Below are 17,635 nucleotides of genomic sequence, written 5' to 3' on the forward strand. Positions count from 1 at the left end.
AAAACCAGAGTTTCCCAAACATATAAAATCCCCTCTGTAAATTGACAACTTAGATTTCCTAAAGCTGATACAGCTATGCCATACTCCAAACTATTTGTAAGAAATGTCTTAATCTATACAAATATTTAACAATCCCTTACAAAAAGTTAAAATTCCTTATGTTTACGCCCATTAACATTTTATTAACTACTAACATTTATTTTTTTATGAGAAAAAATTTCTTAACAACACTAGTCATTTGTTTGATTATTGTTTCTTGCTCCAAAGTTGAGAATGAAGAAGTTACCCCAATTAACGCAGCAACACCTGCTGATTTAAAATTGGTTAATCCTAATCAACAAGAAAAAAAAGCTATTCCAATTCCAGGTCAATACATGGTTACACTTAAGGATGGAACTTTTGAAACTGTCAGCTCTTTAAAAGGAAAGATAAATAGCTTATCCAAGCTGGCAAAAGGAGATCAAAAGGCAGCTTATAAAGGAGTATCAGATCTGGTTTTGCAAACCTTAAAAGATCCTGAAATATTTGATTTTGGCATCGATAATACAAAAATTACCAAGGCATTTAGTTTTGCCTTAAATGGATTTATGGCAGAAGGACTAACAGATCAAGAGGCAGCCATACTTGAAAATGATCCAAGAGTTGATTTTGTAGAACAAGACTATGAAGCTACAAACCTTATTAACTATACAGTTTCAGCTGCCACCGCCAGTACTGCCATGTCGACTCAAAGTACTCCCTGGGGTATAACCAGAGTTGGAGGTGCTATAGATGCTACAAGTAATACCAATGCTGTTTGGGTAATAGATACTGGTATTGATTTGGATCACGAGGATTTAAATGTGGATACTTCAAGAAGCGTAACTTATGTCACCACTGAAAGTGACGCAAATGACTTAGGAGGTCATGGAACCCATTGTGCCGGTACCATTGCTGCCAAAGATAATGGAATAGGAGTTGTGGGTGTTGCTGCCGGCGCCAGCCTTGTTGCTGTGAAAGTATTGGATAAAGATGGTGGAGCAAGTTCTTTCGGTTGGATAACAAACGGAATTGATTATGTTACGGCTAATGCTTCAGCTGGTGATGTGGCTAACCTAAGTTTAGGATTTACAAATGTAAAGGCATGGGACAGGGCTACCAAAAGATTGGCTAATTCAGGTGTAAAAGTGGCCGTAGCTGCAGGTAATGACTATGATAATTGTTCAAATCAAAGCCCGGCACGTGTTAACCATAGTAATGTTTATACCGTTTCTTCAATTGCCGATGGAGATTACTGGTCTCGATTCTCCAACTATGGTTCTCCTGTGGATTATGCTGCTCCTGGCAGTGATGTCTTATCTACGACTCCAGATGACAATTATGAATACTATAGTGGTACGTCTATGGCTACTCCTCATGTTGCAGGTATATTATTGTTAGGAAATGTGGTTTCTGATGGTGTCCCGTCCGGAGCTTATTGGGAAGTAGCTTACTACCCTGAACTAGGTGGTTATTGGTGGACCGGAGCATATTCTCCTACTAATATTTATACGTATTCACTTTATAGATATGATGTAGACGGAAATGATGATCCCATAGCTACACATGGTCTGTAATAATTGATGATACGCAAAGAAAAGGGCTGTCTGAAAAGGCAGCTTTTTTTCTTTTTCGCAGTGCCGCTATTTCTGAAAAACCTTCGGTTGAATTTGGGGTGCTTCTTCTCCGAAGTATAAGCGAAGAAAGCTTCGAATGGCACCCTACAGGATTTAGCCTGTAGGGCGAAGTTTCTAAGCTGGTTTTGCCTATCCGACCGACAGGAGGGCACGGCAAAAATACATACGGAGAAGTACCCTTTTCTTTGATTCGTTTCTTTTGGGTAAGCAAAAGAAATGAATAAAAAATCTTGCAAAAGCAATTGATAAATGTTCTTTTTTGCATTGCCCAAAAAAGAACGAAAAAACGCTAGGCTGATTTTAGCTTTCTTGAAATACTACCAAAAGTCTGCGGCCGCGCAATCCAGGCCGCTTTTGCTCTGCAAAATGCTCTATGGATTGCTTCCTTCTGCTAAAGCAAACTTTTCTTGATTTACTACAAAACCTAAAATATGCCAATGCTGGAAGTAGTACGAGATATCATACTTCAGTATCACATCTGGCGAACGCATTTCTGCTTGCCGCACCCCTATATCTAAAAAACCTTCGGTTTACTTCGACCTATTGATTACTTTTTGAGGTTTCCTTTTTCCGTAGTGTAGAGAGCATAAGCGTTAAAAATTATCGAAGCCTTTCAGCCTCCGTAGCCGAGCTACTTCGGCGAAGGAACCTGGAGGTGATTTGGAAGAATGGCTTCGGTTTTAAAGAATAGCTTTAAAAATGCCTCTCCAAAAAGTCCCCTTTTTGGTTTCGTTTTTGGGGAAGCAAAAAGGAGTAGAACGTAAAATAGAAAGTTTATACATGGGATTTTTACAAGTACTCTAAACAATTCTTTTTCAGAAAGTTGGATTTAAATACCTATTTTACAGGGAAATCAAGCTTATGAAAATCAGAAAACTTCTCTCCATAGTTTTTCTCAACTTGTGTTTGTTCTCCAATGCTCAAAAAACCGAACGACTAGATAGTCTGCTTCAGGCATACACCCTTCATAAAGAGGATAGCTCTAAAGTCAACACTATCGGAAAATTATTCAATGAATATCTCTACAATGATCAGGTAAAAGCCAAAGAATACGCTTTTGAAGAACTAAATCTTTCCAAAAAAATCAATTTTCAAAAGGGTGTGGCAAGAGCGTCTTACCATATTGGAATTCATTATAACAACATTGGTGATCGGGATTCCTCTATGCACTTTTATGAAAAATCCCTTGAAAAATACAGAGAATTGGGCCTGCATAAAGAACAGGCTCAGGTAAATCACGGTATTGCCATCTTACTTTACGATGCGGGGGAGTACGATGAAGCCTTAGAACTGATTGATACCAATATAGAAATTTATCGCACCAAGGCCCAGGACTCCCTCGGCTTAGCCATATCCTATGATCTAAAAGGCATGGTGAACACTTTTAAAGGAAACCATACAATAGCCCTTACGGAAACTTTAGAAGCACTAAGAATTATCGAAGAACTGGATAATGACATTCGAAAAGCCGACATTTTTAATCATTTAGCAGCTACTGAGTTTTTTTCCGGGAATTACGAAAACTCACTTGAATATCTGTTTGAAGCTCTTCCGATTTATGAAGACAATAATGATCTTTACTATGCCTCACAAGCTTTAAACGATATCGGAAATACCTATTTCTATCTGGAAAACTACCCTCAAGCCGTAGTGTATTTGAACAGAAGTCTTGTTTTGTCAAAAAAAGTTGGTGCCAGGGAACTTGAAGCCACTGCTCTCACTAACCTTGGAAAGACACATTCTAAAATGGAAAGTCACCAAGAGGCGCTGGAATATCTAAATGAAGGCCTAACGATTGCAGAAAATGTGAACAACCCTAACAAAGTTGCAGAAGCGCTGGATGCAATAGGTCAGGTTTATAATTCAATGGGTAAACCCAGGTTGGCGATTCCCCCTCTTAACCGTGCAATTCAAATTTCCGACAGTTTGGGCATTAAACAAGGTTCAAGGCTTGGACATTTTAAACGTTCCGCTTCCTATGAAATACTTGGGGAGTTTAAGTTAGCACTTGATGAATACAAAAATTTCAAATCAGTTAGTGACTCAATTTTTGACAATACAAAATCGCAACAAATTGAAGAATTAAAGACCATCTACCAAACCGAAAAAAAAGAACAACAAATTGCCTTACAGGAAAAAGAAATCACTGTTTTGGAGCAAAAGGCTGAAATCAGCACCCTTCAAAAAATACTGCTTGGAAGTTTGTTGCTTTTGTCCCTAATAGGCTTTTATGGAATCAGACAAAAACTGAAACGCAATCGATTGGAGAAAGAAAAGGTGGATGCGGAACTGGCCTTTAAAAAGAAGGAATTGATCACCCACGCCCTGCAATTGGCAAAAAAGAATGAGACCCTGGAAGGTTTAAAACAAAAAGCAAAAGAATTAAGAGAAGCTGAAAAGGGCAATTCAGGGTATCAACAATTAATTCGCAGTATTAATTTTGATCTTCAAAATGACAACAACTGGAAGAATTTCTCCCGCTATTTTGAAGAAGTACATAAAGATTTCAACAGTAATGTTAAAGCGAAATATCCGGAGCTCACTTCGAATGAACTTCGTCTTTTAGCACTTTTAAAGATGAATTTATCCTCAAAAGAGATTGCCAATATCCTGAATATTTCGCCAAACGGTATCAAAAAAGCGCGATACCGCCTTCGCAAAAAACTGGATATCACCACAGAGGATTCTTTACAAGACCTTGTGCTAAGCCTTTAAACATCAGAGCTCGCGGCGCAGTCTACCCATTGTCCCTAATTTAATTTGAGGGTGTCTACCAGTTGTCTACCCTGCTTTTTTCATTCCTCATAATCAGCAATTTAGGTTTGTGGTGTTGTTAGTTCAACAAATCAGTTTTGTGGTCTTGCCCGGTGGTACTGCAGGCCGTTAACCGGGCAGGTCACACAAAACAAATGTTAAACCACAAAGCAAATAGATTATGAAGACCCAAAACGAATTTTTTAGGTTATTACTTTTGGTGGTGTTCAGCCTGGTACTCACCAATTGCAGCACAGAGGAAACTGTAGAACCAAGACCAGAACCAGAACAAGAACAAGAGGAAGGGGAAGGGGAACTTACGACTTCGGCCGGAACATCAGCAGATAGATTCGACACATACGCCGGGGAAATGGGCATTGTACTGGACACCCGTGAACTGGCAAAAATAGGATATATACCGGTGACAGCAGAAATTGACATTGATGCCCAAACAGGCGATTATTCCCAAACCATCGAAATTGAACCCATTACTTTTATGGGGCAACTAAAGCTTATCAAAGAGGAACTGACCCAAGAAGCAATTGATGAACTTGAGAGCGGTGTTTTAGTCAGCTGGACCATCAAAGACATGGATAATGTAACTATTACATCCGGTTCACGAACCACTTCTTTTGGGAGCAATCCTTCCCCGATAATGGCAATGGCTGACGGCTTGGCGGAAACAGATGAAAGTAGAAGAGTTAATCTGAGCGAGGACACCTCCTATTACTTCCAACCCATAGACGGAGATGACAATCCTGAACCAGGCCAAAGTATGTCTGTGCGCGCTTCAAATCAAAGTTTTATCATGACATCAGCCTCAGGCACTGAATTCAATGGCAGTGAGGACGATCGAAATTTCAGTTTTGTACCCATTCCGGGCAAGGCCAATACCTTCGCCATTAGAATCAAATCTGGCGGACGTTTTCTATATTCTGGTACTATTATCAATACTGCAACAGTAAATTTGGTAACCGGAGCCTATTCTCACCTTGGTCTCGCAGCAAGTGACGTCACTGATTTTAATTTGATCCAGAGCAACTTAGACTTTCAATTTAAGATTGAAAAAATAGATACAAGTATTTACGAACTACAAAATAGCAGTGGTACCGCAGTTAGAATGGCGCCCAACGTTGGCTTAACCTTTGATATGGTTCTAAGGCCATTAGTATTTGGTGTGGGTAACAACATTAGTTCGCAACCCATTAGATGGCGTTTAATCTCTACCACAATTGACTGGAGGGTAGAAAATGTAGGCACAAGCTTTCTTCAGCCCATTTTAGGGGAAGCAGAAACCGACTTTAAATTCAATAGCACATTGACCAATTGCGGACGAGGCGGTTTAAGTCAAAAAGTTGGGGTTGAAACAACGGAAATAGAAACCGGCACTGTAGGATGGGAAGAATCCTTGTCTATAAATACAACCAACTCAATAAGTATTTCTACAAGCGTTAATGTTGAGTTCGATGCGAAATTCTTTGGTAAGGGAGCTAAGTACAACGCTTCTATAACCGCAGCTTATGACTACGGCAGATCGGTTGAGGAAACCAGTACCAAATTTGGGGAAAAATCAGAAGAGGTAGGTACAAAAGCTTTCTCAGAACGTACGGTAACAGTGCCCTCAGGAAGTGCCTCTCTGGTTTACGATGCCTTTCAATTCTACCAAAACACTAAAGTTAATTTTGTTCAGCGTCTAAGGGTAAGCGGTATGGACTCACAGACGGGTAGGGATCTTACAGGAGACGAAGTTCGTTCTCAATTTCAATTTAGTGGTTTTGATGGGGTGATTTCTGCTGTGGAGCCCAACTCTATAGTTATTACGCTACGCGGAACCACCAGTTTTGACCAGATCGTGGAAATTGAAAGCAAAGTTGAAGATGTAGCTGCCAATTGCGGTGGGTAAAAACAAGTTTTATTTGAGTTAGTTAAGGTAAAATCTCCGGAGACTTCTTCGGGGATTTTTTATTGTCTTTATGGTTAAGGTTTCATTCCCGCGGATATTTGGAGTTTTGAATGTTAAGTTTTAAATGCTAGGTTTTCTGATCAAAATCACTTAACACTTAAAACCAAAAATTTATAGCTACACTTGATTTTAAGTTCAATTCCGTGAGAGTTGTGTTGGATGTCCTTTTTTGCATCACCCAAAAAAGAACGAAAAAACGCTAGGCTGATTTTAGCTTTCTTGAAATGCTACCAAAAGTTTGCAGCCGCACAATCCAGACCGCTTTTGCCTTGCAAAATGCTCTATGGATTGCTTCCTTCTCTTACAGCAAACTTTTCTTGATTTACTACGAAACCTAAAATATGCCAATTCTGGAACTAGTACGAGATATCGTACTTCTGTATCACATCTAACGAACGCACTTCCGCTTGCAGCAGCGCTATTTCTTAAAAACCTTCGGTTGAATTTAGGGTGCTTCTTCTCCGAAGTATAAGCGAAGAAAACTTCGATTGTCAGCCTCCAGGCTTAAAGCCTGGAGGGAGAAGTTTCTGAGCTGGTTTTGCTTGCCCGACCGACAGAAGGGCAATGCAAAAATACATACGGAGAAGTACCCTTTTCTTTGATTCGTTTCTTTTGGGTAAGCAAAAGAAATGAATATAAAATACTGCCATAATGCAGGTGACGAATGCTCTTCCGCTGGCAGCAACGCCATTTCTGAAAAACCTTCAGTTCTTTTACATTCAAAAACTTTATTCGAATGTTGTCCTTTTTAGTTTCCTTTTACTACATCTGACGAGCCTGATAAATATCAAGAGAGAGGAATGTACCGCAAAAAGCAATAAAAAAGCTGATCATCCAGGCTGATTGCCTTTTGTAATTAGGTTTACCACGAGATACAATCTCGCGGTAGCGGAGGTCAAAATCACTTAACACTTAAAACTAAAAACTTAGAACTCCCCTCCTTCCTCCCCTTTAACAAAGTCTTACTATTCCAGACCAAGCGCTTTTCTTAACTTTATCAGACTACCTTAATGACGTTATGATCGATTTTGCACAGCGAAATAAAAAACTCGTAGGCCTGCCCATAGCCATTGCGCTGATCCTGGCCAGCTTTATTTTCTGGAGAGAAAATGAGCTGAGAGACCAGGTGCCACTATTTAAGGTTATCCTTTGGCAAATGGCCATATGGATACCCTGGATACTGGGGTTTGCAGTACTTGATCGGGCACTGCGTTTGACCCAGGATTCTAAGTACCGTTCCGTAAAGATACTGGCCCTATGCGCCGGCTTAATCGCCCTGCATTTCGGGTGGTTTTTTATGATCAGTTCCAATTTTAGCCCATACATCGGGCAATACGGTTGCCGCTTTGGAGTGTTTCGCTACTTTTTTGTCTTCTGGACCTTTATTGATATTGTTCTGCTATGGTTTGTGGTGGATAAACTTCAAAGTAAGTCTCCGGAAGAAGCCAGCCTCCCTTTTCGCTTAGAGCTGACCAGGGGCAATAACACTTATTTCTGTGAGCCCTCCCAGATCCACTACCTGGCTTCTGAGAACTATTATACCAAACTATTTACCACAGAAGGGGTTTTTGTAATGCGTAAACCCCTGAAATACTTCCAGGAGCTGTTGCCGCAACAGATCTTCAAGAAAATCCATAGATCTACCATCATCAATGTCAATCACGTGTCTGAACTCGCCCGGGGCCAGAATTCCAAACTCGATGTGATCATGAAGGACGGTACGCGAAGAAGAGTGAGCCGAAATTTTGCCAAAGACATCTCCAATTTCTTTAAAAGCCGCACAGCTTAGTACCATTCACTGACAAATTCCCTTCCGTTTACTGCAAAGGCCCTTTAATCTCTATTTCAATCTTTAAGTTTAGATCATTAATCACAGGTCTGCTTTAGGAGGCTCTGAAACATATTCATCGATCAAGCCTGGCTCAGATCTGCCAACATTTCTCGGCATGCCAACATATCAACTTACCATCAATTCCAATAAAGTAACTGTAGAGGCTGATCCGGATACCCCTCTGCTCTGGATCCTTCGAGATCATCTCGGCCTTACCGGAACCAAGTATAGCTGTGGTGTTGGAATTTGCGGAAGCTGCACCGTACACTACAATGGAAATGCGGTCAGGGCCTGCTCCTTTCCCATAGCCAATGTAGAGGAGGGTGAAATACTGACCATTGAAGGTATTTCAGAAAAGAACAGCACAGCCTTACGGGCTGCCTGGAAGGCCCTGGATGTGCCTCAATGTGGCTACTGCCATTCCGGACAGATCATGAGCGCCACCGCTCTACTGGCCAAAAACCCAAAGCCTTCCAAAGCCGAGATCAACACGGCCATGTCTGGCAATATCTGTAGATGTGGCACCTATTCACGTATTCAAAGGGCCATAGAACTGGCCGCAAATAATCTGGATGGATGATGCGATTGTTACTGCTACTTATGGGTTTTTCGGTAATGGCAACTTCTCAGGAGGCGAAGCTTCCATTTGGCAAAATGCACATTGACGAAATCCCTCAGGGATCGAGAGGGGTCTCTATCGCCGACCTTGATGGCAACGGCTTAAACGATATTGTGGTGGCCAACCAGGTAGATTCCACCAAACAATTGGGAAACACCATCTATTTCAACCACGCCGAAGGTTATAAGAGGGTGGCCATAGCCGATGGCAAGCTGGACGCCTGGAGTGAATCCGTACATACCGTAGATGTAGACAAGGATGGTGATCTGGACCTTTTCTTTACTACCCAGTTCGGAACTCATAATTTACTGTACCTCAATAATGGGTCTGGCCATTTCTCCGCAGCCGATGGTGGAGCGTTGACGAGTGACAAAACAAATTCCCCGGGGGCCTGCTGGTGCGATTATGACCTGGACGGGGATATGGATGTATTTGTGGTTAACCGGGAGGAGGAGGACGATGAGTTATACATCAACAATGGAAAAGCGGAGTTTAAAAAGGCCATGAATGGCCCCTGGAAAGGCCAGGGTGGCGATGGACGGGCATGTGCCTGGGGCGATCTGAACGGAGACGGTATGCCAGACCTCTATGTAGTGAATTTTGTTAGGAAAACTGACGGCAAAGTCATAGGTAAGCATCCCAATCAACTGTACTGGAACACTGGAAATGGGAGTTTTAAGACCGCTACCAACAGCATTGTTGTGGAAGAGGAAAATGCCTCCTACGGAGTAGCCCTGGTAGATTTTGACTATGATCACGACCTGGATATCTATGTGACCAATGTGGCTTCTTCTGACGTCAATGCACTCTATGAAAACACCGGAGATGGAACGTTCGGTAAGTTAACGGACCTAGCGGTAAGCTATCAAATAAAAAGACCCTCTAAAGGGCAAAGCTGGGGCGATTTTAACAATGACGGATGGTTAGATCTGTACGTTGCCAACGGAACTGAAGGCTACCCGGAGATCCAAAACTACCTCTTTTTGGGTACAGCAGATCACTCTTTTGTAAGGGTTTACAATTCCCTTCCTGCCATTGAGGCCCACATCTCTGCAGGGGCCGCATCCGGCGATCTGGACCATGATGGTGACCTGGATCTTTATGTCTGTAATTGGGGAGGAGAGACCGAAGCTAATGATCATTATACCAACCTGCACTCCAGTAATGGGTGGATAAAACTGCGTTTGCAAGGAACTGTTTCCAACAGTTTTGGGATTGGGAGTTGGATAAGCCTGACCACAGATGATCAGAGGACAATGACACGTTACTTTATCAGGGAGACTGGTTATGGCAGTGAAAATGCTCCTGAGGTTCATTTTGGTCTTGGAAATGCAACCCTGATCGAAAACATAATGGTTGAATGGCCTTCAGGGGAATCACAAACCTTCAGGAATTTGGCGCCAAATGCAGTTTATAAGATTATCGAGGGAAAGGAAATTAAACGAATAGATCCATGAAAAAAGAGCTAGACAGAAGAACCTTTATCAAACTCACCGGCACGGCCAGCGGAGCCCTGTTGGTTGGAACCCACATCTGGTCTTGCAAAGACGAGAAACTACCGGCTGAGCAGTATGAATTTTCGCCCCTGATCAAAATAGATAGCGAGGGTTGGATCACCCTGATCGCCAAAAACCCCGAGATAGGACAGGGTATTAAGACCTCATTGCCCATGATACTCGCAGAAGAGCTTGGGGCAGATTGGAACAAGGTAAAAGTTGAACAAGCGGATTTCGATGAAAAATATGAGGAGCAATGGGCGGGAGGAAGCTTCGCCATAATCCTTAACTGGGACCTGATGCGGACCGCAGCAGCCAAAGCAAGACAGGTTTTGATTGAGGTCGCCTCTAAAAGACTCAATAAACCGATTAATGAACTTATCGCCAGAAACAGCCGGATTGAACATCCCCAATCAGGGGAGGGAATACCCTTTGCTGAACTGCTACAGGAAGCCTCAAAACTGTCGGCGCCGGAGGAGGTGGAATTTAAGTCGGTCGACTCCTATGAAATCATAGGCAAAAAAACACCCCAGGTAGATATGGACGAACTACTTAACGGCAAGGCAATTTTTGGCCTTGATGTTCAGGTGCCAGATATGTGTTATGCCACGGTGCTAAAGAATCCTGTTCATAACGGGGGTGTAGGCAAATTCGATGGGGCAGCAGCCAGATCGGTTTCTGGTGTATTGGACGTTGTGGAACTCAATAACCAGGAATATGGCGGCCGCCTGATTGGTCCAAACAGCCCCAACTTTGTTAACGGGATAGCCGTGATTGCAAATAATACCTGGGCCGCCTTCAAAGCAGCCAAATTACTCAACGTGAAATGGGATAACTCCACCTCCAGACGGGAAAATACAGAGCAAATATTTCAGCGATTTCACCAGCAACTAGCGGATACCACTATAGAAAGATCAGATGGAAATACAGAAAGGGCAATACGGAATGCCACCACGACCTTTGAAGCCATTTACGAACTGCCTTTTCTGGCCCATGTGCCCATGGAGCCCATGAATTGTACTGTAGATTTCAGAACAGACCACTGTGAGGTCTGGGCCCCAACCCAAAACCCCAAAGCCCTGGAAGAAGGACTGATTAGATTATTCAAGCTGTCTCCGGAACAGATCACCATTCATCTCCCAAGAATAGGAGGTGCATTTGGCAGAAGATACTATGTGGACTACGCCATGGATGCGGCTATATTATCTAAAAAAATGGGAAGGCCGGTTAAATTATGCTGGACCCGGGAGGAAGATATCAAACACGATTGGTACAGGCCAGCAAGTGTTCACAAGATGGTAGCAGGCCTGGACGGTGAAGGAAAAGTGACCGCCTGGAAACATGTACTTGCCAATGCCTCCCGAAAGACTTCTTTAGGAAGAGAAGGAAATCCGGCAGGTACGGAGATCGATGAATACGAATTCCCGGCCGGCTTTGTCCCTAACCTGCAGTTAGAGTACGGCCATGTGCTTAGCGATGTTCCACTGGGGCAATGGCGGGCAGTAGGGCATTCCGCCACGGCTTTTTCAGCGCTTTGTTTCCTGGATGAACTGGCCGTACTAAACCAGGCAGACCCCATAGCCTACTTCCTCGACTTCCTGGGCGAACCCAGAATGGTGCCCGTTGTAGACGACTATGAATACGATGCTTCGCGCTTGATTGCGGTTGTAGAAAAAGTAAGGGATAACAGCAACTGGGGTTCCAGCCTACCCAAGGGTTGGGGAAGAGGTTTTGCTGCCAGCAAGCATTCGGGGTCATTCGTAGCAGAAGTGGTCACTGTAGCCGTAGACACAAACGAAAAAATTCGGGTGGTAAGCGTTGATGCGGTAGTAGATTGTGGCATAGTGGTAAACCCTTCCGGAGCAGCTGCCCAGGTTGAAGGAGGTATTCTGGAGGGTCTTTGTGCTGCTCTATACGGTGAAATCACCATCAAAGATGGGGTTTCGGAACAATCTAATTTCAATGATTATAGATGGATGCGGATGGAAGAATCTCCCGAGATCAAAGTGGAGTTTATCGCTAACGAACTACCGCCCAGAGGACTGGGTGAGCCACCACTACCCCCGGCCGCCCCTGCTCTGGCAAATGCGATTTTTGCCGCTACGGGTAGGAGGATACGGAAGCTTCCGATTAATAAACCAGCACTTCCATAAGATAGCACGGATTACACCTTGTCCGCCTCTGGTGGAAATCCGCATTAGCCAGGTAAATGTTCTTTTTTGCATCGCCCAAAAAAGAACGAAAAAATGCTAGGCTGATTTTAGCTTTCTTGAAATACTACCAAAAGTCTGCGGCCGCGCAATCCAGGCCGTTTTTGCTCAACAAAATGCTCTATGGATTGCTTCCATCTCCTACGGCAGACTTTTCTTGATTTACTACGAAACCTAAAATATGCCATGCCTGGGAGTGGCATGAGATATACTTCCTCTTTTGGGCAAGGGGTAAAAGCACTTCCGCTTGCAGCAGCGCTATTTCTTAAAACCCTTCGGTTCGCTTTCAATGAAAAACTTCAATAGAAGGTCAACCTTTTTGGTCAGCATAGAAGACAGGCTTCGTAAAGAATCGCCGAAGCCTTTCAGCCTCCGTAGCCGAGCTACTTCGGCGAAGGAACCTGGAGGCGATTTAGAAGAATGACTTCGGTTTTAAAGCGGAGCTTTAAAAATGCCTCTCCAAAAAGTCCCCTTTTTAGTTTCCTTTTTGGGGAAGCAAAAAGGAAAAGAAAACCCAAATGCAGCTTTTTAGAGGTAGTTTTGTTTTTATCCTGTTCTTTTGTCTTGATACAAATGCGAAGCATTCACGAATACCGTATTATTAAATAGACAAGCAATGAGTAAAAGAACCAGACCCGCCCGTACCGAACGGTACCTGCCCGAAATGCAAGGCGGGCGTTCGGGCGGGTTGATTCGTTTCTTTTGAGTAAGCAAAGAAAATAGAGGGGGAAATCGTACAGAACCTTGTTTTGTTTACCCAAACCAATATCAACTTATAACAAGAATTGAGTCCATTCTTGAGTTGATAGATTAAACATGCAAATGGGCTAGTAATTTTTGTATCTGAAGCATTTAATAGTTACTTTCCCTCTTTTAAAAACTAACCGTGATAATCAACCTCCTCAAACTTAACCTAAATGAAAAAGCCAATACTTTTACTACTCTCCCTTTGCTTATTTTTTTCTTGCTCAAAGGATGAGGATCCAACGGAAGGTCCAAATCTTGAGGGAAATTCAACAATAGTCGTAACTGTAATTGAAAATAATACTCCTGTAGAGGAAGGTGTTACAGTAATTACTTTACCCGCGACTAAAGAGTTATTGACCAATTCTTTTGGCCAGGTAGAGATTGCGGACATTCCCGCAGGTAAATACGATGTATATGCCTATATTCCATCTTATGGCAGCGGCAAAACTGTTACCTCAATAGAAACTGATGAATTACAGAATATAGATGTCGATCTTATACAGGGGAGACTTCTGGAACCGTCCACCATCATTCTTTCCCCATCGAACAATACAGGATTTGCAGATGGTGAGGAGGTTTCTTTCACAGGTGTCGTTGCGGATAACAACACGATCGCCGCTGAACTCATCCATGAATGGTCCAGTGATTTAGATGGTGTCATTAGCAACTCTACAATTGATGCTAATGGTAACACAAGCGTAAATACATCCACTCTTTCACAAGGAGAACATGTTATCACACTTTCCGCCACCAATAATCTGGGTATTACTTCCAGTTCTACCATTCAAATAAATACTTTATCCCCACCTGAAGTTGAGCTCGTTTCAGTTAAGAATAATGACGGAACCATCAGCCTTGACTGGGGGTCTTTACCTCAGGACATAGAACGAATAGAGATCATACGTTATGTTGGGCAAGGTTCTTATACAGAAGAGACTATTGCAGTATTTACGGATAATATCACCACATATATTGATCATACGGTTCCTTTTGCAGAGAGTGTAAGCTACTATATCAAGTACTTTAACAATACGGGGCGTTCAAGAATTAGTAACACGGTAACCGAAGAGGGGGCACCAATTTTTAATTTTCAACCCATTCAGGCTGAAATCCACTGGTCACGATCTTTGATCTACATCAAAACACCTAATAACAAAATTGTGGTGTTAGACTATGAAAAGCAAGAAATAGTTCTGGAGAAAGTTTTTGAAGGGACCATTGGAAATTTCGCGATCGGAGATAATGGATTTGGGGAAGAACTATATGTGCCAAGCAGTGATGGCTGGATTTATATTTATGATTTGAGCACCTTTGAGTATAAAGAAGTTATCAATGTAGGGGATCCGGTTACATCGGTGGTAACCGATCAAAATGGACTTGTTTATTCTTCTTCAGCACCCTCTCCCTGGTGGGAACAACCGCTTAAAGTGTTCAATAGATCCGATTTACAATTTGTAGATGGGGGTGGTGATTTTGATAGATGTATTCTTAGAATGCTACCATCAAATAATGAGATCATTGAAATATCTACAACCATTTCCCCAATAGATATGGATTACTACAGATTTGACTCCAATGGAATGTTCGTGGAGAGTAAGGATGACAGGTACCACGGGGATCATCCTTTGAATGCCAGAATTTTTAAGGTCGCTCCCAGCAATGGCTATCTTGTAACTTCTTCTCAGGGAGCGGTATACTCTGCGGATTCTAATATGGATTATAAGGGAGTTTTACCAAGAGGTTCAGGTACGTTTTCTGATTTCGAATTCAGTGCTGATGCCTCCAGTATCTATGGAGCTCTGAGTAACAGTAAGGCGATCAACATATTCAATGGCACCAACCTTAACAAGACAGGGGAAATCAGCACGGGAGGATATCCGGCCTTTATTTTTAGAAGAGGTAACCAAATAATCTCCCTTAGTTCCCCAACCCAGTTCGAGACCGCTTATTACCATTCAAATGGCGCCAACAGCTTTGGGTTAGAATTTATTACTCTAGAATAAGCGCTGTCAAAAATGTCCAAACAAGCCCTGATGGTACTTTTTGCCGCTGTGATAGTATTTTATTCCTGTGCTAAGGATGGTGAAGATGAGGTTTCCGGAGGATTGGAAAACAGGGATCCGGAGGTTGAAACTCTCGATGCCATCAGAAGGGATGAAAACAGATTGATCACACTTTCCGGAAAGGCGAACTCTAACAACAATAATATAGATGACCATGGTTTTGATTTCGCCAGAGACAGTCTTTTCTCAAAGGACAAACAATCAAGTAATTTAGGGGAATTAACTTCTGATGGTACTTATCAATCTCCTGTTGAAGAGCTTTTGCAAGACAACGGGCGCTATTATTTTAGGGCTTTCATAGCGTATCAAAATCAGCAGAAGTACGGTTCCGTAAAATCGTTTATCTACAATAATGGTTTGGCTCCCAGTATAGATTCGGTTTCCTCCAGGTATGGTCACCTGGGGGATACACTTACATTTTATGGGAAACAGTTCAACGATAACATTTCAAATATCAAGGTTAGCTTTTCTTCTTACTACAGTGAAGTTTTAACCGCCTCAGACTCGGTACTAACTTGTGTTATCCCCAACTTTACGCAAGGAAAAAAACCGATTATAGCACTAGAGAATTCAAATGGAATTTCAAATTTCTCAGATTTCGAACTCTACACCCCTCAAATTGAAACAGTTGATCCGATTGAGGCTGTTGCAGGAGATACCATAACCCTTAGCGGAAATCATTTTGATACCAGATTATCAGGAAATCGATTGTCTGTTGGTGGTGTCCCTTCTGAAATTGTGGATGCAGAAAGAACAACCTTAAAGTTTGTTGTTCCTCAGGAGCTCGCCTCACAATCTGAGTCGATCAAGCTAATGGCCCAGAATCAGGAAATTACTTATTCAGAAAATTTAAGACTTGCAGCTCCGGAAATAAACAGCTTTTCTCCCGAAACAGCCACTTTTGGAGATCAAATTAAGATCACTGGCAACAATTTTGCCCGATTGGCTTCCGCGAACAAGGTCTATTTTGGGGAGGTTGAGGCAAAAGTGGTAAATGCCGAAAAAGATGAATTAATAGTAATTGTACCTGACGATCTGGAAATGAGTACTGAATTACTTAAAATTGAGGCCCAGTTTCAGGTTGATATTTCGGAAACACCCTTTAATTTGACCCCTCCGCAAATCAGTTTTGTGCCAAATGAGTTCTATGCTAACTCAGAGCTGAACATCGAAGGCGCCTACTTTCACCCCGATCCAAACAAGAACCTTATTCTCTTTGAAGAAACCGAAGCAAGGATCATATCAGGGGATCGTAATTCGTTGACGGTAACTGCTCCCTGGGGGCCATATCCGAGAAGAAAGACCAAAGTAAAGATTAAGCTACTGGACCTGGAAGTTGAGTACGACATTGACCTTACTTTACTTGATAAGTGGATCATGGTTTCCGATTCCCTTCCATTTTATTACTACAGATCTTTGAACAACGCGGCCGTCGCCCAAGGCAGTGTATTTATTATAGCAAGAGATAAAGACAATTCTTCCGGTGGTTACTTTCTTTGGAAATTGACCTTTGACGATTTGACATGGGAAAAAAGTGCATTACCATTCGATTTGAAATGGTCCGGTAAGTTAGTGTCAAACGATCAGAATTTATACGTTTATACAGCAACAGCGGAAAATGAGTTTTGGGAATATGATCCGCTAACAGAAATTTGGACTAAAAAGGGCAGTTTTATTGGAAACAGAAGGGATTATCCAGCCCAATTTTCTATAAATGAGGACATTTACATCGGAATAGGTTCAGATTTTGAACCATATACCAATATAGCTTATACAGATTTTTATAAATACATTCCTGGCACGGATTCCTGGGTTCAGATAAGTGATCTTCCGTTGGACGAATGGGGTGGCAAGCATAGAACGGAGACCGCGAATTTCAGTGTTGGTGGAATTGGTTATATCACAGGGGGTGCAAGGAATACGGGAGATTATGATTCATGGTCATTTAATCCGGCTACAGATACGTGGACTCAAATAGCCGATTTTCCTTATGCAGCCAGTTACACAGTAGGCTTTGCCCTCAATGGCTCTGGTTACGTTACTGGAACTGGTTATTCAGGTAAGGAATCCTGGCGGTACGATATAAGTACTAATAGTTGGATTCAGTCTGACGATATTGGAAGACCAAGAGGGGGGCATTTTTCATTTGTGTTGAATGGCAGAGCTTACGTTGGTGGAAGTGGATGGCCGGTTGGTTCCGGAGCGGACGCCGCACAATTCGAATTATTTGAATATGTGCCGGATTAGACTTCTTTCGAACCAAAGTTGAAATTCTATTGCTCAGTTAAAAGATCACT

At 42.4% G+C, this 17,635-nt stretch carries 9 protein-coding genes; all 9 read left to right on the plus strand.

Annotated elements, in window-relative coordinates:
- Positions 1-158: 158 nt before the first annotated feature.
- The 9 genes from GTQ38_RS00805 (at position 159) to GTQ38_RS00845 (ending at position 17,585) form a co-directional block, all read left to right on the plus strand.
- A complete protein-coding gene (locus tag GTQ38_RS00805; protein ID WP_161433325.1) occupies positions 159-1,595 on the plus strand; it encodes a S8 family serine peptidase in 1,437 nt (478 codons plus the stop codon).
- 921 nt (positions 1,596-2,516) lie between these two features.
- Entirely contained in the window at positions 2,517-4,370 is a 1,854-nt protein-coding gene (locus GTQ38_RS00810) for a tetratricopeptide repeat protein (RefSeq protein WP_161433326.1), read from the plus strand.
- A 220-nt stretch (positions 4,371-4,590) separates the two neighbouring features.
- Positions 4,591-6,312 (plus strand): hypothetical protein, encoded by a 1,722-nt coding sequence (locus GTQ38_RS00815; protein ID WP_161433327.1) that lies wholly within the window; start codon positions 4,591-4,593, stop codon positions 6,310-6,312.
- 1,078 nt (positions 6,313-7,390) lie between these two features.
- Complete coding sequence (locus GTQ38_RS00820) at positions 7,391-8,161, plus strand: LytTR family DNA-binding domain-containing protein (RefSeq protein ID WP_161433328.1); 771 nt, start codon at positions 7,391-7,393, stop codon at positions 8,159-8,161.
- 157 nt (positions 8,162-8,318) lie between these two features.
- Complete coding sequence (locus tag GTQ38_RS00825) at positions 8,319-8,783, plus strand: (2Fe-2S)-binding protein (protein WP_161433329.1); 465 nt, start codon at positions 8,319-8,321, stop codon at positions 8,781-8,783.
- The gene (locus GTQ38_RS00830; protein WP_161433330.1) at positions 8,780-10,279 is read left to right on the plus strand and encodes a CRTAC1 family protein; all 1,500 of its coding nucleotides are present in this window, start codon (positions 8,780-8,782) and stop codon (positions 10,277-10,279) included. The genes GTQ38_RS00825 and GTQ38_RS00830 overlap by 4 nt, the downstream gene beginning before the upstream one ends.
- Complete coding sequence (locus GTQ38_RS00835) at positions 10,276-12,471, plus strand: xanthine dehydrogenase family protein molybdopterin-binding subunit (protein ID WP_161433331.1); 2,196 nt, start codon at positions 10,276-10,278, stop codon at positions 12,469-12,471. The genes GTQ38_RS00830 and GTQ38_RS00835 overlap by 4 nt, the downstream gene beginning before the upstream one ends.
- A 974-nt stretch (positions 12,472-13,445) precedes the next feature.
- On the plus strand, positions 13,446-15,278 hold the full coding sequence (locus tag GTQ38_RS00840) for a hypothetical protein (RefSeq protein ID WP_161433332.1): 1,833 nt from the start codon (positions 13,446-13,448) through the stop codon (positions 15,276-15,278).
- Between the two features lie 12 nt (positions 15,279-15,290).
- Positions 15,291-17,585: an IPT/TIG domain-containing protein gene (locus GTQ38_RS00845; RefSeq protein WP_161433333.1), complete on the plus strand. Its 2,295-nt coding sequence runs from the start codon at positions 15,291-15,293 to the stop codon at positions 17,583-17,585.
- Positions 17,586-17,635: the final 50 nt, after the last annotated feature.

It is taken from the genome of Poritiphilus flavus, assembly GCF_009901585.1.
GTDB lineage: Bacteria > Bacteroidota > Bacteroidia > Flavobacteriales > Flavobacteriaceae > Poritiphilus > Poritiphilus flavus.